Source organism: Flavobacterium reichenbachii (genome assembly GCF_002217435.1).
In the GTDB taxonomy this organism is placed as follows: domain Bacteria; phylum Bacteroidota; class Bacteroidia; order Flavobacteriales; family Flavobacteriaceae; genus Flavobacterium; species Flavobacterium reichenbachii.
In genome coordinates this window covers 138,099-160,397 of record NZ_MUHF01000006.1, presented here as the reverse complement: position 1 = coordinate 160,397, position 22,299 = coordinate 138,099, and the positions used below count along the sequence as shown (strand labels likewise).

Below are 22,299 nucleotides of genomic sequence, written 5' to 3'. Positions count from 1 at the left end.
CTTTGCGGTTAATCAGCCCCATTTTCAAGTCAAAAGTAAAATGATCTGCCGGAACTTCGTGCATGAATTTATCAAAGATAATCAGGAACAATCTAAACTGATTTTGCAGTGGTTTTTGATCTTCTTTATAATTTTCAAAAAACAGCTTTGACAAGATTTTATAATGTTTAATTCTTTTCTCTCCCACATCAACAACAGCTAGTTCATCAGCACTTCTAAAACGATAAAAATCAACAAGCAAATCGTATCCAGTCCAATTTAGATCTTGTTTTTTGATTTTATTCTCTGCCAAAGATTTTTCTAGTTTTATTTGAGTCTCAGACCATTCTTTATTGTAATTGGCTTTGTTTTTTAAAAGTTCACTATAATCTTTATCCGATTTTATATTGGCCAGAAGCAGTAAATCTTCTGCCGAAACATTCAAAATAAAATCCTTGAAAGAATTTGGCCAATCGTCTTTTAGAAAACGCAGACGAACCAATTCCTTCAAATGGAAATCGGTAAAATCATGATAATTTTTAGTCTGCAGAATATCCTTATTCCAAATATCCTTAGTTTTTTGAGCTTCTAAAAATTGATATTCCATTTTATACAAATCAAAAAGTTCGTTGAATCCCGGCACTTTATCAATTGTAATTGTTTGTATATCTACTACATTATCTTTTTTAAACGTCAGTAATTTGTAAGCAGGAATATAAGCAGCCAAAGACGGCGTCTGGATATTGACCAAAGTATTTCCTTTTGCTGTTTTTCTAATTCCCGTATCGTTAATATGCATATGACCTCCAAAATGAATTTTCAATCCTGCATCTGCAAAGGTCTGTGCAACTTCTTCGGTAGGAACTCGGTTCAATTGCCATTTGTTGGGACCTAATAATTCTTTTATTTCAGCAGATGCATCATCATTAAAATCAATCATAGGAAAATGACTGAAAGCAATCAGCGTTTTGCCTTGTTTTTCTGCTTCACGCGAAATATCCTCAACCCATTTAATTAGATGTTTTTTATTCGAAAGCACATTATTATATCCTGTACTTGCCTCAGAATAGTTTTTAGAATCTTTGGTGTCTGATGTTGCATTTTTCTTCGGAATATACACATTCCCATCAATTGCCATCAGCCAGATTCCTTCTACAGGTTCAACAACGTAGCTTACATCCGGCACTTCATAACCCGGTGCTACTTCATAAACTCTTTTAGATAACTGCGCACTTTCTTCCGCTTTCGTGAAAGTATAATTCTGGCTCGTATAAGTTGAAAATGGAGTTGCCCAGAATTTGTATTTTTTATTAGGATGAAAACCAAAGTTTTTAAGATGATCCGTAATTTCTAAATAACCCATTTTTGCAATATCTGCCGTAATCACAACTGGGTTTTCTAAAGCCAAATTAGGCTGGTAAAGTCCGTCTTTACTATAAATAGGCTGACTTTTACCGTCTTTTCCTAAAAAATCTTCTTTGCCCGATTCCTGTGCAAATGGTCCAACGGGATCGTGATTTCCTGTAGTTATAAAAAATTCTATACCATATTTTTTGCTGTATTGGTCTAATATTTTTTCCAGACCTTTTACATGTATCGGCTGTCCATCGTCTGTATAATCTCCGGGAAGCGCTGCATATTTTATTTTTCGCCTGGCGATATCTTCAAGAGCGGCAATAAAGGCAAAATAGTTTTCATTAAAAATTCTGGTAGAATGCAATTGTGAAGCCATTGTTCTCACTAATACATGTTTTCCCGTTTTGGGATTTAAAATGCCTTTGTATTCATTATCCGAAAAAGTTCCGAACAAATCCTGCAAATGCACATCAGACAAAAAAGCAATTTGAGTGCCTTCTATTTTTTTAGCTTTTTGTGCCGAAATACTTAGGTGGAAGAAAATAAAAAATGAAAAAATATAGAGCGGTGTAATTCTTAATTTCATAGGTATTAAACTTTATCAAAATGGGATTATCAAAAGTTTTGAAGCTTTTAATATACAGCAAGTGTATTGATTTTATCCCAAAAATAGTTTATCGTATTGTTATGGAATAATAATATTTTTACCCGTTAAGTATAATTAGCAAAAAAATAATTTAACACATAGAAACATAGATTTTAAAATATTTAGAAAAGATAATTTTAAAAAATCTTGATTTCACACATAGTAATAAACGCCTTTTATAAGTTTACAAAATCTATCCCGTCCCGAAGTTTCGGGATCGGGACTATGTTTTAATGTGCTGAATATAATTACATCCAACGGATTGTTTTAAGATTATATCAAAAAAGAAGGCTGCCATTTCTGACAGCCTGCAATTACATTAAAACCTAAAATTTAATGCATCTAAAACCATTATGGCAAATGGGTTAGCTATTTTTTGATAAATCGTTTAATGGTTCGTTTTCCTTCCTTTTCAAAAACAATAAAATAAACACCTTGTCTTAAATTCGAAACGTTCAGACTGTTTTCGTTTACTTTTTGAGATCCGACAATTACACCTTGAGAATCCACTACATTAAGATTTCCTCCAGATACATCTGACGTGAAAAATAAAGTTTCTGAAACTGGATTTGGATATACATTTAAAGCCGCAATTGGTGTTTCTTCTTCAATAACTTTTGAAGCTGCTGCTGCATTGCCAATTTTGGTAATTCGAATCCAGTTAATGTTCATTCCGGTATTTTGAATGTAGATTCCGAAATTGTAGGTTCCTGCATTTACACTTACCGTCTGAGTAACGGTCTGCCAGTTCTGCCAGCCTCCTGTATTTGGAATATCAACGTTTCCTAAAATAATGGTTCCTCCGTTTAAATCAGAAGATAATCTTCCGCCGGTAACGCCGCTTGCGACTCTGTATTCGATTAAATACGAACCTGTTGTTGGAAAATTAATATTGTTGTACGCCAGCCAGTCACCCGTTTCAGTGTAACCCACGTTTGAACCTCCGTCTGTATCTGTAGTCGCTTCTACCTGAATACCACTCATGGAAGCATAATCTTCGGCCTGAATTAAAGTTGATGTCTGAGCAGAAGTTGTAGAAATTAGTTTCCATTGTCCGCAAGTCTGACCATTGTCGTCCCATTGCTGTACATTACCGCCATTAGCGGTACTTGATCCGGCAACCTCAACAATTCTGCCGCTGTGGCGTGCTATAATTTTATAAAAGCCATCGCCTGCTGCAACTAAAATAAACTGCTGATTTGTAGTTCCGTTGTACGGATACTGCTCTACATTGGCACCATTTGCTTTATTAAAATTATTGACATCTATAGACTGCCCGCTGTGGTTGGCAATAATTTTATACAAACCATCGCCTAAATGTGTAAAGGTAAATTTTTGGTTGTTTGCGCCATTGGCTGTTCCCTGCGCAATGTTGCCTCCGTTGGACAAACTTGCATTCCAAACATCCATATTGAGTGCGCTGTTACGGTTTTGCAAAAAGAAAGTCTGGTTTCCTAGAGTCGTAACTCCGTTTGCAATAATACGAATCGAACTCACTTTATCATTCCACGTTGTGTTTAAACAGGAATTATCAGAATTAATTACTGTTGAAGTTCCTGCAAAATTATCATCCTGATACAAGATTGCCTGAAATCCCTGCGTAACTTTAAGCGACGAAATATCATCATTTAAAACGCCTAAAGAATTTAAACGTGCCAGATTATAATCTCCAATCGTTAATCCGCCAGAGAATCCGGTATAATTACAATCTTTATAAACTGTAATTACATCTGTAGAAGGACTGATATTTCCTCCCGGCGGAATTGTCCCGGTAATCGAATAACTGCCGATAGAACCGTAAGCCGAATAACCGCCGCTGCCTGCATTTCCTGCACCGCTGCCGTCTACACCAATATAATATTTACCAGCCGGAAGATTAACACTCATAAAAGCATTTAAAGCAAATGGATCTGAATTCCAATACGCTCCCATTTCTGCTCCTGCAGAATTATACAATCTGATTACTAGATGCAGATTTCCATCTCTGCTGACAGTATTAGCATTAACAGCAACATTTCCGCCACCCGTTGTAAAACTGAAAAAATCATAATCGGCTTCGCTCGAAATAATTCCGTTTTTCTGATTGATCTGTCCGCTTGCATTATAATCTAAAGTGGCTGCAGCAGCTGTAGTATTTCCGTAATCGTCTCCACGGTATCCAACTCCAAATTTAGCACTGGCAATTATTGCCACATCATCCTGTTTGTTGTTGGCATTATTGTATTCGCCTTTGCTCCATTGTACAACTGGTCTGTAATAACCTGCACCCATAATTGGCGCCCAAGAAGTTCCGTCTAAGCCTATAAAATAATCTTCGGCAGGACTTGTGCGTCCGTCGTGACCAAGGTCAAAAGTATGTCCGACCTCATGCGAAGATGCATCGCCGCCTGATTTTCCAGAAGTAACAAATACCCAGCACGGCACATCATTATCCCAGTTAAAAGAGCCAATATAAGCAACACCTCCTGCACCCGGAGCTGCAGTATTTGTTGGCGTTACCACTACGCGCATTCTTCTGTTTCTTGGGTAAGAATTAAAAACGGCTTCATTTGTCGTAACGTTTACATTAAAAGGGCGATAATCTTCAGAGACCACTTCCCAATGCTGCTGTACCGCTGCATCACTCATTCCAGATGCCGCTGCATTTATGGCATTTCCGTTATTCCAAAGATTTCCTGCAGGCATATTGTAACCGTCAAAATCAAGCATTACACAGCCTGCTGCGCCCGGTAAACTTTGAAGATTTAAAAGCGCTGGCGCGATTGCTGCAGCTGCTGTTGTTTTTGCTGCTGCATTTGTTTTGGATGGCACATTTTTATAATCAAGACAAATCAAAGTATTGATGTCTACTTTTTTTACATACGCATTTCCTTGTGCATCAGAATAATATTTGTAAGCTTCTTTTGTTTTTTTTAGAAGAATATGACCTTCCAGAGTTTTATCTTTCACTTTGATATAAAAAGAAGATTCTGCAATGTTTTTAATTTCTCCAATTAAAAATTCAGTTGTCACATCAGATTCTTTATAGTTTACTTTTCCACTGAAACTCTTTGAATTTTCCGCCTGAAGCAAAACTGTTTTTTCTGCATTTTTTGAGGTTGACGAAGTGGTTTGTTCTTTTCGTAGGTTATCCAAGAACGTTTTACTAGAACCTAAAGAAGTCTGTGCCGCTGCAAAACTGCAGAAAGCAAGAAACATAAGGAATGTTAAGGTAAATCTGTAATTGTTATTCATATTAATTTGGGGATTAAAAGGGTTACAATTTGAGTTGATGTTTTTTTAAACACATAGAAACATAGATTTTTGCTTTTACAAAAAAGTAATCTTAAAAAACTATTTTTTAAACATAGTGAGACGTGACAAACTATGATTCGCCTTTATCCAGAAAGAAAAGCTATGTCTCTATGTGCCAATAAAAGTTATTTTTTGATAAAACGTCTCACAGTTTTGATTCCGTTTTTTTCTACTGAAATCAGATAGATCCCGCTTTTCAATGTAGAAACATCAATACTGTTGTTTGCCGCTGTCTGCGAAGAAACCACTGCGCCGCCTTGAGTATCAATAATATCTACATTTCCTCCAGAAACTTCTGCACTAAAGAAAAGCTGGCTTTCTGTTGGATTGGGATAAATATTCAGACTTTCGATTTTATCTAAAGCAGCCGATTTCGCAGCCAAAGCAGCACCAGATTTAGTGATTTTAAACCAATTGAGATTAACGCCTGTATTTTGAATGTATATTCCAAAATTATACGTTCCTGCATTTACATTAACGGTCTGCGAAACGGTCTGCCAATTTTGCCATCCTCCTGTATTGGGAACATCTACATTGCCAAGCTGAATCGTTCCTGCATTTAAATCTGAAGATAATCTGGCTCCAGAAACTGCACTTGCCACTCTGTATTCAATTGTATAAGTCCCAGAAGTTGGAAAATTGATGTTGTAATACGCCATCCAGTCTCCGGTATCGCAATAACCAACATTTAATCCTCCGCCAGTGTCTGTTGTAGCTTCTGTCTGTACACCATTCATTGCTGAGTAATTTTCGGCTTGAATTACATTTCCTGCTGGGGGCTGACTTCCTGTAATGACCTGATTGATTGCTGTAAGCAGAGATTTTGAACCTGCTGCGTCTTGAGATAATTCCCAAATCATAACACCGCCTGCATTCTGAATTGCAAATGTTGTCTTTTGTTTAATTGTTGGAATTCCGTTATAATAAATTGTATTAGCAACCTGATCCTGATTTTCTGCTCCCGGATATTGATTTACAATATTAGCATAAGAAATTCCCTGATTGGCAGAAGCTCCAAAACCATATCCGTAAAACGGAACTCCTATAATAGCTTTACTGGCTGGCAATCCTCTTCCTGTCCAGTAATTAAACTGATTTACCGCCATACTGTAAGGAGAATGCTGTCCCGGAGTTCCAGGTGCCCACGGTCCTGTTGCGTCATAAGCCATAATATTAATCCAGTCGTAAGCTGCAAAAGTAGATACGGGCACATTTGCACCGCCATAGCCTTCTGAAAGTGCTGCTGTAATTAACTTTCCGTTTGCATGAAGTTTGTTTGCCAATGCAATTACAAAACCTCCATAGTCTCCGTTAATTGCCGGGCCTTCTAAATCTACATCGACTCCGTCAAAATTATGAGCAACAACATAATCGTAGATTTTTTGTATAAATGCGGTTCTGTTTGCCGGAGTAATCAGATTGAAATAATTGTCGCGAATGGCACCTCCTTCAGAAATTGCGCCTCCTCCAAGAGAAACAAAAACTTTTACATTCTGAGCGTGTGCCGTATTTATAATCGCATTATTTCCAGAATTAAAAGTTAGATAGCCGCTCGCATCGGGATTTTCAAAGGCAATATTTATGTGCGTTAATTTACTGTACTGAATTGTGCTCGAAAAAGAATTCAAATCAATCCAGTTAGGAACATAAGCGATTACTTTCTTTTGTGCTGCAGTGTAATTAAAAATGCACAACATTAAAATGAGAATCCATTTTACCGACATTCTTCTGTAATTGTCTTTCATAATGTTTTGTTTTAATAGGTTAATTGGGGGATTGAAATTTTAGACTTTAGATTGCTTTGAATCGGAATTTGGCATCAATAGTATCAAAGCCAAATTCCAATCTAAAGCCTAAAATTTAAATTATTTTTTAATGAAACGTTTGATGGTTTTTGTGCCGTCTTTTTCAAAAACAATAAAATAGATTCCTTTTTTCAAATGCGAAACATCAATACTTTTTCCATTGATTTGGTTAGAAGAAACTGCACTTCCTGATTGTGCATCTACTATTTTTACATTTCCTCCAGAAAGATCTGCAGTTAAATAAAGTGTGCTTTCTACCGGACTTGGATAAATGTTTAATGCTGTTGCAGCAGGTTCTTCTTCCACAGTTTGAACAGAAGCTGTTTTCGCTGCAGCGTTCCCCACTTTAGTTATTTTGATCCAATTGATGTTCATTCCGGTATTTTGAATGTAGATTCCGAAATTGTATGTTCCGGCATTTACGTTTACGGTTTGAGAAACAGTCTGCCAGTTTTGCCATCCGCCTGTATTGGGAATATCAACGCTTCCTAAAACAATTGCACCAGCATTAAGATCAGATGATAATTTACCGCCTGTAACACCGCTTGCTACTCTATATTCAATTAAATAAGAACCTGTTATTGGAAAATTGATACTGTTATAGGCCAACCAATCACCTGTTTCGGTGTAACCAACATTAGAGCCTCCTCCTGTATCTGTTGTGGTTTCTACCTGAATGCCGCTCATGGATGTATAATCTTCGGCCTGAATTAAAACAGAAGCCTGAGAAGATGATGCGGGAACTAATTTCCATTGTCCGCAAGTCTGATTGTTGTTGTCCCATTGCTGCACAATAGCACCAGATGCTGTGCTTGCTCCGGCAACTTCCACTATTCTTCCGCTGTGACGGGCAACAATTTTATAAAAGCCATCGCCAGTACTAACTAAAATAAACTGCTGATTTGTAGTTGCATTGTACGGATATTGCTCTACACGTGCGCCATTAGCTTTATTGAAATTATTTACATCCAGAGACTGACCACTATGATTGGCAATAATTTTATAAAGTCCGTCTCCTAAATGTGTTAAAGTAAATTTCTGATTGTTTGCCGAGTTCAAAGCACCTTGATTTACACCTGCTCCGTTTGCTAAGCTCGCATTCCAGACATCCATGTAGAGATTACTATTTCTGTTTTGCAAAAAGAAAGTCTGATTTCCTAAAGTGGTTGTACCGTTTGCCAGAATTCTAATAGACGTTACTTTGTCGTTCCACGTTGCGTTTAAACAAGAATTATCAGCATTAATTACCGTTGAAGTTCCGGTAAAATTATCATCCTGATATAAAATTGCCTGATAACCTTGTGTGATTTTAAGCGAAGATATATCATCATTTAAAACTCCTAAAGAATTTAAACGCGCCAGATTATAATCTCCAATAGTTAGTCCGCCAGAAAATCCAGTATAATTACAATCTTTATAAACCGTAATTACATCTGTAGATGCCGGAACAGAAGGAACGGTTCCTGCATAACCTCCAAAAACAGCAATAACTTTTGTTGGTTGCGGCGAATGAAGCGACGGCGATTGATCTGCAACATCATCATAAGCAAATCCATATGCCAGATTGTCGATATTGATTCCTGGTAAATGCCAGAATTTAGAATAATGATTCGTTGGGTTTACCTGATAATATTTTGATGCATCATACCAGTTTTGCTGCCCCGGATTTGGTGTAGTCGTATTTACAACATGACGGTTTATGGCTGCGGTTAACTGCGACTGAATTACAAGATCTAAATCTCCGTCGACCAATCTTCTGTCCAGCACACCTTTTCCTTCAAGTGCTTCCTGAGTGGTCGGTCGGTTTTGTACGCGTCCGGTTCTTCCTGTAAAACCTCCCGACTGCCCAACCATTTCTAGTTGTTCGCCAATAACTCTTCCTTTAAAAACTCCGGCATCTCCGGCATAAAAGATTAAATCTTCATTTTTATATTTGTTCCAGATAGCATCAATGTAGGATTTTAAATAATTTGCATAAGCTCCGGTTCCATCTGCAAAAGCTGCAGTTTTAGAAGGAGCTGTAATTTCGCCTGTGGTTTCGTTTACACAACCTTGAAATTCTGCCGGAACATTGGCTTTAAAAGCGGCTACGATATCGGCATGTTTTTTTAAGTCTCCTACTTTCTTTTGGTAACCATTGGCGCCAAATAATTCAAGTCCCATTGGGTATTTATAAGAATCCACTCTTGTTGGATTTCCAAAGAAACCGTACTGATTATTAGTCAATTCGATCATTTCATATAAAATACCTTGATTAGGATCTGTCGCGTTTTGTGCGTTTGGCGATGCATATCCCGAAGGAGCTCCATTAGCACCAAAAAAATAAAAATACAGCTGCTGTCCTTTTGAGATAAAAACCCTGCATCCTGCAATTAAAGGCAGTGTAAAAGTTTTGTTAGGAATCTCACTCAGTTTTGTAAAACAAGCTGCATACTTTGAGTTTTGGCCAGGTCCTGTATTACCGCCATAAGTGGGTCCAGTAACGGTGTTGTAAGAAGCATTCATTGGTAATACCTGACTGGTTTTGGCATTTACCCAAACATGATTTCCTGTTGTGTAATCGATCCCGACAATCGCTACATACAATTCGTTATCATTAAAAGTCGAAGTATTACTAATTGTAAAAGGTACGGGACCTTGTCCGTACATTAGATTTGAAAACACTAAAAAAAGTGCTGACAAAATTGAAAATCTCTGAAGTCGATTTTTTTTCATATCTAAATAATTTGGGGTTACGTAAATAGATTCAAACAAAGTCATCATATCATGACTTCATTATCTGTCAGTAATTGGATCTGACATAAAGCTGGGATTGTAGTGTGTTATGAGAAAGCGGGTAAAAAAAGAGTCATTCTGTTTCATTTTTTAGTTTTTTATATTAGTAAATAGTATTCCGTTATAAAAAATGCTTTGTAAAAAATAGATTATATTTTTACATAACAACAACGCAATATTAACTAATAAATCAGGCAAGACTTACATTTTTGGTTACGGTTTGACTACGGTACTTACAAAAAAATGTAATAAATAGCCGTCAAAAAGCGTAAAACTACTTGAGATTTTACTTAATAATTAAAAACTAGAAATTAAGGATGAATTCGGTTATGTTTGCCTCAGAAGGAAGCTGTAACTTTTTGCGGATGCGATATCGGGTATCTTCTACACCTCGAACAGAAATTCCCAAAAGAGGTGCAATTTCTTTTGTATTGAAGTTCATTCTCAGATACGCGCACAATCGCATATCGCGAGGTGTGAGTTCTGGATAACTTGTTTTTAACCGCTGGATAAAATTATCATGAAGCTGATTGAAAATTTCTTCAAATTCGTTCCAATGCTTGTCTCCCTGTAATTCATGATCGATTAATTTATTGATTTTATTCAGTAAACTAAAATTTACATTCGGATCATTTTTCTTATCAATCTGTCCAATCAGCTCTTTTATCGAAAGCAGGATTTCGTTTAAATGAATGAGGTTTACGGTATTCGACGCCACTTTGGCATTTTTGAGATTGATCGTTGCTTCTAGATTCTCCCGCATGATCGCCATATTTTCCTGTTCCAATACCAGTTTTTGTTCGTTTAGTGCAGCTCGATTATGAAGCAGTTCTTTTTCCTGACTCAGAATTAATTGTTTACGATCGCGTTCTGCCAGATTTTTTTGGTATTTAATAATCTTATAAATTAAAATTCCAAAAAGTATCACATACAAAATATAAGCCCATAATGTTCTATACCAAGGCGGTAGAATTTCAAAACGAAAAACTGCTTCTTCGCTCACTACATCGTAAATATTTTTTGCCCTTACATGAAAAACATATTCGTTTTCGGGTAGATTAGTATATTCTTTTTCGGTTTGAAGACTGTATTCTGACCATTTTGGTTCAAAACCTTCCAGCCAGTATTCGTACTTTGTAGCATCTGGCTCGTCAAAAAAAAGCGATGCAAAAGAAAAGTGAAGTGCATTATTGGAGTAAGGTATAACAGCAGATAATTTATCTTCTGCAGCACCTGTTTTACTTGGAAGCGCTTCATATCGACTGGAAAAAAGCAGACTGTCTTTGGGAAAAAAGCTTTTAACTTCTGAAATGACCGCTTTATATTTCGTTTGATATTTCTTCTTTTGAACAGAACTATAATGAATTAATCCATCCTGTGTCCCAAAAAACACATCTCCGGTTTTTGTCGTTTGAATATTTTCGAAACCGGGAACATATAAATATCTGAGTTTTCTAAACGAAAGTTCCTCAACATCAAAACGGTCGTTGGCATGTTTAGATATTTTTCCGGTATTTTCGCCAGACACGAACCAGATATTATTTTGATCATCCGGTTTAAGAAGACGAATATGATTTTCCTGTCCAAGATATTTCTTAAACAAAGGATCCGGAATCATTTTCTTCGAAGCCGGATTTTGTTTGTAAACTCCTTTTGTCGTTCCAAAAAGTATTTGATCATCAACTTTAAAAGTATTCAGAAACAAACTCGACGGAAAACCATTTTTCTGATTGTAAAACCGAACTTCAGAAACGGCATCAAGTGTTTTATTAAATTTAAGTTTAAAAATTCCTTTGTAACCGTGAGCAATCCAAATACTTCCATCTTTATCCGTTTCGATGATTCTGCTGCTTTCATCAAAACCTTTTATTTTATGCTGATACACCCACGATCCGTTGCTTTTTTTTAGAAGATATAATCCTTTGTAACCTCCGGCAAGCAATAAATCGGGTTGATTCGGAATCAAAACACCTTTCCATGCGCCGTCTATTTTGGCTGTCGCTTTCGCGGAATTACCTTTGACTTCAAAAATTCCGTTTTTCTCAAAAGCCAAAAGTGAATTGCCAAACACTCCGATATTCCAGACATTTTCGGACATTCCTGCAACATGCTCAAAATGTACGTTTTCTCTTTTTCCGTTTTTGTAATCTTCCCAATCGAGCCAGAATAAACCATTGTCTGTGCCGACATATAATTTATTCTGATAAATCTGGCTGCAGTAGATTCTGGTTTCTGAATTTGAACTGTCCAAAATTCTCGACAAAGGCGAAGAAATCTGTATCAGAGAAATTCCTTCTTTGAGTGTTACCCATAAATTGCCTTCTTTATCCGTTTTAAGATTCGTCACATAATTATGCTGCAGTCCGGTCTGCCTGCTGATATGCTGTATTAAATGTCCTGAACCGTCTATAACTATCAAACCCGACTGGCGTGTCCCAATTCCAATATATCCATCAGAAAACCGAATTGCAACCGAAATTTGATTTCGTTTCAGTACATCATCTGCTTCGGTTATGAAGGGCGTGATCTGGTTATCTTTATAAATAAAAAGTCCGTCTTTTTGTGTGAGTAATAAAAGACCGTTTTTAACTCCGAATATCTTTCTAATTTTCATTCCGGCAAACTTTTCAGCCTCTACAACAGGAATCAGGTTGTCATTTTTTAAGTGGAGTAAACCTTTTGCATTATCTATAACGTAGATTTCGTTATTGACTTCAAATAAATCTTCAAAATTTGCCTCAGACTTTAAAACTTTAATTTGACCATTTCTGTATATAAAGATTCCTTCATTAGAAAAGAAAATCACTTCGTTTTTGTAAATAATAGTATGAAAAACGTCTCCAAAATTTCGAGCAGAAACTGGAAGCAGTTTTACCAGAGAAGTGTATTGATATTGTCCGTTTGGTAACTGAGATGCACAGCCAAAATCACCTTGCGCACCCACGTATATTTTGTCATTTTTATCGATGACCATCGAGCGGACCATACTTTTATTTTGGGGCTGCGTTACAATACTCCACCGGACACCGTCAAACTGCATGATTCCAAAATGATTCGCAAAAAACATCATGCCTTTTGAATCTTGCAAAACATCCCAATTTTCTGAAGCCGATTTATAAATCTTCGGACTATAATTGGTGATAAAAGGAACTCCAATCTTTTTTATTTGAGCATTTAGATCTGGATAAATAAGCGATACTAATAGAACTAAAATTCTAATTACAAATTTCGTCATTTTGTTTCTGTATGTAGGTTACTTGTGATTATTGGGAAATCACAAACTGAAAATAATCCTTTGGGAAAAATCATTTTTCAGGTAAAACCATTCGATTCTTCAAGCAAATGCTTATTAATTTGATATTATTAATAGCTCAAAAAAGAGAATGTCGAAACTCAAATATATAAAAATTTATTTTAATGTAACAAATTACATTAAAATTAGATAATTTGATAATGTGGTAATTAGATATTTATGAATTAGATTAAAATTGAAGCTTCTTGCTTAGCTCTTCATAACTGCTAAAAAGAATTGCTCCTTCTTCTTCCAGATCTTTGTTGTTAAAACCATTTGCAAAACCATATACTTTAAATCCGCCGTTTATACCTGCTTTTACACCAGCTTTACTGTCTTCTAAAACGATGCAGTCTTTTACATCAAAGCCCATTTCTTTTGCAGCATGCAGAAATATTCCTGGTTCTGGTTTCCAGCTGTTTATCTGATATGAACTGAATATTTTATTTTCGAATTTATCCAGCAGACCTGACACTTCAAGGTTTAAACGGATTTTTTCTACTGGTCCGCTGGAAGCGACACAATACGGAATTTGCAGTTTTTCTATAAAATCGACAACACCTTCCATTGGTTTTACCTGAGTTTTAAAAGCCTCGAAGCTTTTTTGGCGGTATTCTTCCTCAAAAGTATCAGGAAGTTTGTGTTCGATAGTTTCTTCAATATGTCTAAAACAATCTTTTAGATTTCGACCGTTAAAATTACGGTACGCCTCTTCGATTTCCATTTTAAAACCGTATTCTGATGCCATGGAAAGCAATATTCCGTTACCAATTTTTTCAGTATCGACTAAAACTCCATCACAATCAAAAATAATACATTTAACTTTCATAGTGGTTATTTACATTAAATCAAACTGCTTTCTAAAGTGCAGCATGATATAGAGGTAAATTACGAATTATTTTATAAAAAGCATTTATTTAAAGTGAAGATGAAATTTTTGAAACCATTTGAACAATAAAATCAGCTTGTGCCGGATTTATTTTTTTGAGTGCATCGGCTGTCTGAAACCACTCTGCCCTGTCAATTTCGGGAAAATTTTGAAGTTTTCCAGATTTGGGAGGCCATTCCATTTCAAAATCATTGCTCTTTATTAAAGTTTCATCAAGCTCAAATTCTACTGCCCAGACATAAACTATTTTACCCGATTTAAGCTTTACGTATTCCAATTTAATAAAATCACCATCGACCTCAAAACCAGTTTCTTCTTTAAACTCCCGAATCGCAGCATCTAGCGCATCTTCATCTTCTGTAAATTCCCCTTTCGGAATAGACCAGCTTTCTAAATCTTTATTTTTCCAGAAAGGTCCGCCGGGATGAACCAAAAGGAAAAATATGGTTTTGTCTACAAATTTATATACTAATATACCTGCGCTTTGTTTCATCTTATTGTCATTTAATATTTAAAGATAAGCTTTTCTTTATTAACTATTTTATTCCTTCATTATCAAACTATTGTACAAAATCACTCCTATTCTGTATTCGTATTTAATTTTTGATTTGTAATTTTATAAAATCCTATCAAACCCATTTTAAAAAATTAAAATAATCTATTTTGAAAAAACATCTTTTAATTATAACCATTCTCACAGTCAATTTTTCCGGCTTTTCTCAAAGTAAAATCATTACCGTAACAAACAATTTGGCCGTTGATCGAGAATTTGAAACTATTGAATTAACTAAAAAAACTTTGGGATTAACTGCTACTGCTAAACTCGAAGATTATACTGTAAAAGAAATTAGTACCAATTCGTTTCTAGAAACGCAGACAGTCGATAATGACGGCGACGGAAGTGCCGACATACTGCTGTTTCAGCCCAAAATAAAAGCTTTTTCTAAACAGGATTTTGAAGTTTTGCCAGGGACAAATCCTTCTTCATCAAAAACTGTCAATTGTTATTCTCGTTTTGTCCCAGAACGTACAGACGATTATGCCTGGGAAAATAACAAAGTCGCTTTTAGAACTTACGGACCTGTGGCGCAAAAAATGGTAGAAGACAAAATTGCAGGCGGTACGCTGACCAGCGGTATCGATGCCTGGCTGAAAAGAGTCGAGTATCCAATTATTAATAAATGGTACGAAAAAGCAACTAACGGAACGGGAACGTATCATAAAGATACTGGCGAAGGTTTGGATAATTTTCATGTAGGAGACAGCCGCGGTATTGGAGGAATTGCCGTAAAAGCAGATGGAAAATATTATTTCTCTAAGAATTTCGTCAGCTGGAAAACCATTACAACCGGGCCGATCAGAACAAGTTTTATTTTAACCTACGCCGATTGGGATGCGAAAGGCAATAAAATAACCGAATCAAAATTGATTAGTTTAGATTACGGAAGTTATCTCTCTCGATTTGAAATCCATATTACCGGAACAAAAAGTATTGCTGCCGGAATTACGCTTCACGATAAAAAAGGAACTACGGGAACAAATTTAAAACAAGGCTGGCTGAGTTATTGGGAACCAATTGACGATTCTGAAATTGGATTGGGATTAATTGCGCCAAAAAACACTTTAAAAAGCATTGATAATCATGTTACAGATGAAAAAGATCTGAGCAATCTTTACGGAAATATCGATGTCAAAAATAATAAAGCGATATACTATGCAGGCTTTGGATGGAAAAAAGGAAGTCCGTTTCAAAATCAACAAGAATGGGAAAAATATTTGAGCTCTTTTGCTGAAAAGGTTAATAATCCATTGATGGTAAAAATTAAGAAGCAGCATTAAACCTAGCCATGGAATATTAGAATTAATTCTTTGCAGGAGAATAATTCTCTTTCAAAATAATCTCCAGCGGAATATAATGTGTCTTTTCTGTTTCTTCCTGAAGAACCAGTTTTTTGTACAAATAAGTAATTCCCATATACCCTTGATCTTCTGGTCTTTGATTTATCAAAAAGTCAATTATGCCTTTGTTTAGATATTCGATGTTTTCTTTCAACAAATCATAACCAATAATACGAACTCCTTTTATATTGTTTTTTTCAAGAAATCCAGCGACAATATAGGCTCTTGAGTTCGGAACAAAAATGCTGTTAATTCCTGAAAACATGTCTAATGTCAGCTGATCAAATCCGGAATCTTTAATTGTTATCTCTGAAAATTTAAAATTTGTAAGCTCTTCATGATCTTTAAAAAAAGAATAAAATCCATCTATACGCTGTAAGTAGACAGAAGTGCTTTCTATTTCCCTGGTAATTTTACAAATTAAAATATGTCTTTTGTTTTTTACCGCAAAGCTGCTAAGCCTGCCTGCCAGATAACCGCTCTGAAAGGCATCCTGCCCTACATAAGCGTGTTTACTTTCAGAATCAATATTAGAATCAATCATTACAACGGGTATATTTCTTTTTTCATATTCCTGTAAAAAATGAATCGATTCTTCATGAAAAATTGGTGCAAAGAGCAAAGCATCACAGTCAAATTCTAAAACTTTTTGGACTGTTTTCTTAAAAGAAACTTCATTAAAATCATAAAAAAAATAATCTAATACGACTCCAAATTTGCTAAATTCCAATACAGCTTTTTCTATTCCGATAATCTGGCTTTTCCAATATTCCAGCTTTTCATACTGAGGCAAAAAAACGGCAAAACGAAACTTCTTATTCAGCGCAAGATTACTTGCAAGAATATTTCTTTTATAACCGTATTTTTCAATTATAGCATTTACCTTATCCACATTTTCCTGAGCAACCTGCCCGCGGTTATGAATAATTCTGTCAACGGTTCCCATAGAAACGCCGGCTAATTCTGCAATTTTTTTTATCGTTATGATATTGATTCTTTTTAAGTTAATTAAATAAAAAGTTCGCTTTTAAATTCATTATTTTTGGCTAAGATAAGTTGTTTTGCTTTACTTTTATATACATTTGTATAAATTCCGTGTACGCACACGCAAACTCATTCAAACCAAAAAATAAAAATATATGATCGTAGATTCGTTACATAATGCGGCTAAATATTACAGTCTGCATCCTAATTTTAAAAAAGCTTTTGATTATGTAAATCAAAATGATATTGAATCTCTTGAGCCGGGCGCTTTTGAAATTACAGAAGGTTTAAAAATAATCGTTATTCATGGCGAAGGCGCATCACGAGAAGAAAGCATAAAAGGTTTTGAGTGTCATGATAAAAACATCGATATTCAAATTTCTATAAAAGGTGCCGAAACTTTTGCATGGAAACCAAGAGAAAAATGCGTCAGCCCAAATGGAGCTTACAGCGATGAGAAAGACGTTCGTTTTTTTCATGATAAACCTGATATGTTTTTTGAACTGCAGGAAAAACAATTTGCCATTTTATATCCCGAAGATGTGCACGCCGCAATGATTGGCAGCGGACTTCTTAAAAAAATTGTCTTTAAAGTAAAAATTTAAGCAAAAACAAAAGTTATGAGCACTATTCAAAAAAGTATCGAAGTAATTGTAAATCAAGGAATGCTTCCTTTGTATTTTAATGCAGACGAAAATAAAAGTATTGCCGTTTTAAAAGCACTTTATAATGTTGGAATACAAGCGGTAGAATATACCAGCAGAGGTCCGGAAGCAGTTTCTAACTTCAAAAAAATGGTCGAAATAAGAAATGCTGAATTACCGGGAATGCTTTTAGGAATTGGCACCATCAAAAATTTAGCGCAGGCAGAAACTTTTTACGAAGCCGGAGCTGACTTTTTTATAAGTCCGGGTTTTGTTCCTGAAGTTGCAGCTTTCCTCATAGGCAAAGAGGTTTTGTATGCTCCCGGATGTATGACGCCGACCGAAATAATAACTGCAGAAAATGCCGGAGTACAGTTTATTAAACTGTTTCCAGGCAATATTTTAGGTCCGGATTTTATGAGCGGCATCAAAGATATTTTTCCGAACTTGATTTTTATGCCAACCGGCGGTGTTGATACTACTTTACAAAGTATTCAAAGCTGGTTTACAGCTGGAGTTTCTGCTGTGGGAATGGGAAGCAAATTAATCAGTAAAAAAGTAATGGATTATGAAGCTTACGACACCATCGAAAAAGAAACCAAAAGAGTTTTGGAATTAATTGAAACCATTAGAAAAAAATAATTACAGCTCTTTATCACAAACTATCTAACACACACAAACTATAAATTTAAATGGATTCAATTTTTAATCTAAAAGGAAAAATAGCACTTATTACAGGAGGAGCGGGAGTTTTAGGAAGTAATTTTGCAAACGTTTTGGCTAAACAAGGCGTAATTACAGGAATCGTTTCTCAGTCTATTGAAAAAGCAGAAAAGACAGTAAAAACAATCGAAAGCAATGGCGGACAAGCATTTGCAATTCAGGCGAATGTTTTAAATAAGGAAGAATTAGAAAAAGCCAGAGATTTTATTGTAGAAAAATACGGTCGTCTTGATATTCTAATCAATGCAGCAGGCGGAAATATGCCCGGTGCAACAATTACTCCAGATCAGGCAGTTTATGATATGAAAACAGAAGACTTACAAAAGGTTATCGATTTGAATATTATTGGAACAATGCTTCCGTCTCAAGTTTTTTCGGAACTTTTTGCTAAACAGAAAACTGGAAATATCATCAATATTTCGTCTGCATCTGCGCAAAGACCTTTAACAAGAGTTGTGGGGTATTCTGCTTCTAAAGCGGCTATTGATAATTTTACACAATGGATGGCGGTTGAATTAGCCCAAAAATATGGAGAAGGAATTCGTGTAAATGCTATCTCGCCCGGCTTTTTTATTGGCGAACAAAACAGAGCTTTACTGCTTACTCCAGAAGGAAAATTAACTCCAAGAGGCGAAAAAATTATCGACCATACGCCAATGGGAAGATTTGGAACTCCCGAAGATATTGACGGTGCACTTTTATTTTTATGCAGCGATATGTCTAAATTCGTAACGGGAACGATCTTAAAAGTAGACGGCGGATTTGCTGCTACAAGTATTTAAAATTTCTCTCTTCCTGAAAGGTTTTGAAAACCTTGCAGGTATTTTGCTTATAATAATAGTATATAATTTAAACCTACAAGGTTTTAAAAACCTTGCAGGAACTAAAACATAAAAAATGGAACAAACATTAAGATGGTTCGGACCAAATGATCCTGTTTCTTTACAAGATATTGCACAAACCGGAGCAACCGGAATTGTAACGGCACTGCACCATATACCAAATGGACAAGTCTGGACAATTGAAGAAATTATAAAAAGAAAAGTAGAAATCGAACATCAGAACGGCGATCCTAAAAAAGGAGCTTCGGGTTTGACCTGGTCTGTTGTAGAAAGTATTCCGGTACATGAAGACATTAAAAAACAAACTGGAAACTACCTTCAATACATTGAAAATTATAAAGAAAGTATTAGAAACTTAGCTTTGTGCGGGATCAAATGCGTTTGTTATAATTTCATGCCTGTTTTAGACTGGTCAAGAACTGATCTTTCTTATGAACTTGCAGACGGATCAAAAGCACTTCGATTTGATATTAATGCTTTTGCGGCCTTTGAATTGTTTATTTTGAAAAGACCGGGAGCAGAAAAAGAATATTCGCAGGAACAAACTCAAAAAGCAAAAACCTATTTTGAAGCCATGACTGCTGAAGATAAAATTAAATTACAGCAAAATATTCTGGCCGGACTTCCTGGTGCCGAAGAAGCTTATTCTGTTGAAGATTTTCTGGTTACTCTGAGCGGTTATAACCATATTGACAGACAAGCATTAAAGGATAATCTTTTCTTCTTTTTAAAAGAAATTATTCCGGTTGCAGAAAGCAAAGGAGTTTTAATGGCGATTCATCCTGACGATCCTCCCTACCCGATTTTGGGTCTTCCAAGAGTGGTAAGTACTGAAGAAGATTTAATAGAATTAATGAATGCAGCGCCTTCGCAGTCAAACGGATTTACAATGTGCACCGGTTCGTATGGCGTGCGCGCTGATAATGATCTGCCGGGAATTGTGAGACGTCATGGCGATAAGATGAATTTTATTCACTTAAGAAGTACAGAAAGAGATGCTGAAGGCAGTTTTTACGAAGCCAATCATTTGGAAGGCGATGTAGATATGTACGAAGTCGTAAAAGCAATTATTGAAGTTGAAAAAAGAAACAACAGTACCCTGCCGATGCGCCCGGATCACGGACACCAAATGCTCGATGATTTAAAGAAAAAAACAAATCCGGGTTATTCTGGAATTGGCCGTTTAAGAGGTTTAGCCGAACTAAGAGGCCTTGAAATGGGAATAAAAAAATCTTTATAGATTTAGTTTTCAACCTAAAATATTAAACAGAGACACCGTTTTAAAAACTATTTCGCTTTTTTAAGATCGTGTCTCTGTTTTCAATTCAGATTAAATTGTGAGCTGACCACTTGCAATCATTACCAAAAAACAAAATGCTGCAAACTACTAACTATCATGACTATCAAAAACAAACCAACCGGAAAATACCGCCGGACCTTTTGCGGTATTTTTATAAGTTTTATTTTTATTCCGCTGCACATAAACAGCCAGGAATTACCTAAAATTCTAAATGCAAAACAAAAATCTGCGACCGACTATTTACCAGATTTTAGTTACGCAGGATATCATTTTGGAGAAACCAATCTTCCTGACTTTCAAGGAAAAATAATAAACGCTGTCGATTTTGGCTTAAAAGCAGATGACAATCTTGACGATTCTAAAGCTTTATTAAAAGCAATAAAAGCAGCAAATGAAACCAAGGGAAATGTGATTCTTCAATTGCCTTCGGGAAGAATTATTTTGAGTGAAATTTTATATATCGAAAGAAGTAATTTTGTCTTAAGAGGCACTTCATCTGCAGAAAACGGAACAGAAATTTACTGCCCAAGACCTTTGATGTATCTAAAAGATCCAGAATCTCTGGCAGAACTTCGGGAATATCTTACCACTTTTGACAAAAGACAACGCGAACCAGAAAATAATGTAGACTTACCTTTCTCGCAATACGCGTGGTCGGGCGGTTTTATCTGGACACAGGTTCCTAACGAACGCGTAAAATCGTATTTGGATCAATATGAACCAACGCCAAATATTTTAGCCAAAGTCAGTACGGGAAATATGGGCGAACATAGTATTACGGTTTCTGAAATAAAAAACCTCAAAATCGGAGATATCGTAGAATTGCAGTTATTCAATAAAGAAGGCGAAAATGGTGAAATCATTGCCGATTTATACAAGGGTGCAAAAGTAAAGCCGGGTTCGCATCATTGGAAATTTCCAAAATTGCCAATCGTGAGACAACAAGTTGAAATCACTAAAATAGCTGGTTCTAAAATCACCATAAAAACACCTTTGACTATTTCTATAAAGCCAGTTTATCAGGCGCAGTTAGTAGAATGGAAACATTTAAATGAAGTCGGAATTGAACATCTTCGTTTTACTTTTCCTGATATTCCCAGAATAGCGCATCATGTTGAACCTGGCAATAATGCTGTTTTTCTAACTCGCCTTTTTAACAGCTGGGTAAAAGATGTGAAAATTACAAACGCTGACAGCGGGATTCTAGCCGAAGAAATTTCGAATATAACCATAGAAGATATTATTACTGACGGAACTCATCTTGCACATTATACCGTAACTCTAGGCGGTGTTCACAATGTGCTGGTTAAGAATCTGAAAATTTACAATAAAGCTGTTCATCCTTTGAGTTTTAATACTTTTGCGACCAAAAACGTATATCAAAACTGTGAGATTTTTGCAGATCCTCTTTTAGATCAGCATTCAGGAGCAAATCATCAAAATTTATTTGATCACATTACGGTTCATTTCACCGCTGATAAAAACAATAGTTATGCTCTTTTTGGCGGCGGCGGTGCTGATTACTGGAAGCCTTCTCACGGACCGTTCAGTACTTTTTGGAATCTGAATGTTCAGGTTTCCAATCCTTCTGATAAAACAATTTTATTGTACGGAATGAAAGATGGCGCTCTTGCCCGAATAATCGGCGTGAATGGAAATGCTAAATTCGATGTAAAATACGATCCCGATCCTTATATTGAATTTCTGAATACATCAATGGAAAAAATTCCATCATTGTATGATTACCAACTTCAAAAACGATTAAAAAATTAATTTAAACACATAGAAACATAGTTTTTTAGAATGTTTAAAAAGGCGTTTCACTCGCATGAACAAACATAGACTTAACGCTTACCTGTGTGTAGAAAACT

Annotated in this window: 14 protein-coding genes; 6 read left to right on the top strand and 8 right to left on the bottom strand. The window is 35.8% G+C overall.

Features of this window, described 5'->3' with window-relative positions; genetic code table 11:
• The 7 genes from B0A68_RS06765 to B0A68_RS06735 all read right to left on the bottom strand — a co-directional run.
• The coding region (locus B0A68_RS06765; RefSeq protein ID WP_089069695.1) for a metallophosphoesterase family protein at positions 1–1,921 on the bottom strand (1,921 nt) is incomplete at its 3' end.
• Between the two features lie 429 nt (positions 1,922–2,350).
• Complete coding sequence (locus B0A68_RS24665) at positions 2,351–5,215, bottom strand: carbohydrate-binding protein (RefSeq protein WP_240475317.1); 2,865 nt, start codon at positions 5,213–5,215, stop codon at positions 2,351–2,353.
• A gap of 185 nt (positions 5,216–5,400) precedes the next feature.
• A complete protein-coding gene (locus B0A68_RS06755) occupies positions 5,401–7,020 on the bottom strand; it encodes a glycosyl hydrolase family 18 protein (RefSeq protein ID WP_051892864.1) in 1,620 nt (539 codons plus the stop codon).
• Between the two features lie 120 nt (positions 7,021–7,140).
• Positions 7,141–9,795, bottom strand: a complete 2,655-nt coding sequence (locus tag B0A68_RS06750; RefSeq protein ID WP_035689119.1) for a beta-1,3-glucanase family protein — start codon at positions 9,793–9,795, stop codon at positions 7,141–7,143.
• 364 nt (positions 9,796–10,159) lie between these two features.
• The gene (locus B0A68_RS06745) at positions 10,160–13,090 is read right to left on the bottom strand and encodes a triple tyrosine motif-containing protein (RefSeq protein ID WP_035689116.1); all 2,931 of its coding nucleotides are present in this window, start codon (positions 13,088–13,090) and stop codon (positions 10,160–10,162) included.
• 247 nt (positions 13,091–13,337) lie between these two features.
• Positions 13,338–13,976 carry an HAD family hydrolase gene (locus tag B0A68_RS06740; RefSeq protein ID WP_035689113.1) on the bottom strand — a complete coding sequence of 213 codons (639 nt, stop codon included), beginning with the start codon at positions 13,974–13,976 and terminating at the stop codon, positions 13,338–13,340.
• An 88-nt stretch (positions 13,977–14,064) separates the two neighbouring features.
• Positions 14,065–14,529 (bottom strand): NUDIX domain-containing protein, encoded by a 465-nt coding sequence (locus B0A68_RS06735; protein ID WP_035689110.1) that lies wholly within the window; start codon positions 14,527–14,529, stop codon positions 14,065–14,067.
• 170 nt (positions 14,530–14,699) lie between these two features.
• Between B0A68_RS06735 and B0A68_RS06730 the strand changes: the two genes are divergently transcribed.
• Positions 14,700–15,875 (top strand): DUF4861 family protein, encoded by a 1,176-nt coding sequence (locus tag B0A68_RS06730; RefSeq protein ID WP_035689107.1) that lies wholly within the window; start codon positions 14,700–14,702, stop codon positions 15,873–15,875.
• 22 nt (positions 15,876–15,897) lie between these two features.
• Here the strand turns inward: B0A68_RS06730 and B0A68_RS06725 are convergent, their stop codons facing one another.
• Positions 15,898–16,905 (bottom strand): substrate-binding domain-containing protein, encoded by a 1,008-nt coding sequence (locus B0A68_RS06725; RefSeq protein WP_262486769.1) that lies wholly within the window; start codon positions 16,903–16,905, stop codon positions 15,898–15,900.
• Between the two features lie 169 nt (positions 16,906–17,074).
• On the opposite strand from B0A68_RS06725, the gene B0A68_RS06720 reads away from it, so the two are divergent.
• The 5 genes from B0A68_RS06720 to B0A68_RS06700 all read left to right on the top strand — a co-directional run bounded on the left by B0A68_RS06720 (position 17,075) and on the right by B0A68_RS06700 (position 22,201).
• Positions 17,075–17,524: a YhcH/YjgK/YiaL family protein gene (locus tag B0A68_RS06720; protein ID WP_035689101.1), complete on the top strand. Its 450-nt coding sequence runs from the start codon at positions 17,075–17,077 to the stop codon at positions 17,522–17,524.
• Between the two features lie 15 nt (positions 17,525–17,539).
• Entirely contained in the window at positions 17,540–18,205 is a 666-nt protein-coding gene (locus tag B0A68_RS06715) for a beta/alpha barrel domain-containing protein (RefSeq protein ID WP_035689099.1), read from the top strand.
• A 50-nt stretch (positions 18,206–18,255) separates the two neighbouring features.
• Positions 18,256–19,068, top strand: coding sequence for an SDR family oxidoreductase (locus B0A68_RS06710; protein WP_035689097.1), 813 nt, complete (start codon positions 18,256–18,258; stop codon positions 19,066–19,068).
• A gap of 115 nt (positions 19,069–19,183) precedes the next feature.
• Positions 19,184–20,368 carry a mannonate dehydratase gene (gene uxuA / locus B0A68_RS06705; protein WP_035689093.1) on the top strand — a complete coding sequence of 395 codons (1,185 nt, stop codon included), beginning with the start codon at positions 19,184–19,186 and terminating at the stop codon, positions 20,366–20,368.
• Between the two features lie 156 nt (positions 20,369–20,524).
• Entirely contained in the window at positions 20,525–22,201 is a 1,677-nt protein-coding gene (locus B0A68_RS06700; protein WP_051892859.1) for a glycosyl hydrolase family 28-related protein, read from the top strand.
• Positions 22,202–22,299: the final 98 nt, after the last annotated feature.